The organism is Falsiporphyromonas endometrii (assembly GCF_042654485.1).
Lineage (GTDB): Bacteria > Bacteroidota > Bacteroidia > Bacteroidales > Porphyromonadaceae > Porphyromonas > Porphyromonas endometrii.
The window spans coordinates 1-833 of the sequence record NZ_JBHSGO010000062.1; the positions used below are offsets into that span (position 1 = coordinate 1).

Annotated in this window: 1 protein-coding gene; it reads right to left on the reverse strand. The window is 35.7% G+C overall.

Annotated elements, in window-relative coordinates; genetic code table 11:
* Positions 1-618: 618 nt before the first annotated feature.
* Positions 619-833: hypothetical protein (locus tag ACFO3G_RS03225; RefSeq protein WP_380077945.1), on the reverse strand; the 215-nt coding region annotated here is incomplete at its 5' end.

The following is an 833-nucleotide window of genomic DNA, read 5'->3' on the forward strand; positions in this document are numbered from 1 at the left end:
CCCCGGGCGGACGCCAATCCCCCCGGTGTTTTTCATGTCCGCCTGACAGATGAGAAAAACAATTAAATGAAATGATTAATTTTGACTCAAAGATAAACTTCAATTACACACTTTTTGGGATACTACCTTTTGATGTAAAGATATGGGGGCTAATCGTCCGATTGGATCTTTCATTTCTAATCAACAGCAATGCTGCCTTTTTCCACATCTTGACATGTATGATTTGTTCAATTTTGAGATTTCGGTGATAATGGTAACATTATACAACATCAATAACTTATTATATGCACTTCAATGCTTTTAATTTGGTAACTCTCTTTTATATCTATAAGGCTTTTACTGAATATGTCTGCCACTTCACGGCTGTCCGATAAGAACTTGTCAAAATGAATTGAACTTGAATTACTACTAAAACTAAAGAACAAACCGCACTTCTTATTTGATAATGTTTATTGGTGTGCAATACTTTTCCCTTAATCCAACCCCTCCTTAACTTGTCTCATCAATCATTGGTAATGCTCGGTGTTTACTAATAAACTCTTAACCCGAAGTAGTTTTGCTATGCTTAAACTTTTATCTTGCTGATATATGTGCTCCTCATTGCAAGTCTAATGTGGGTTAGATTGCTCTTTTTAGAGGCAATCTTGGAGTGGATATAGGGGAGAGTACATATTGCTGTTTCTTCAAAGAGCGTAGGCACAAAAAGAAATATTGCTGTCCGATAAAAATATCACAAAACAAAAAATAAGGGGCTGAACTTCCTTCACAGGAATCAGCCCCAATTGTCTTATCTTTATCATAGAAACTTACAAGAAAGACAATGCACAAAAGTA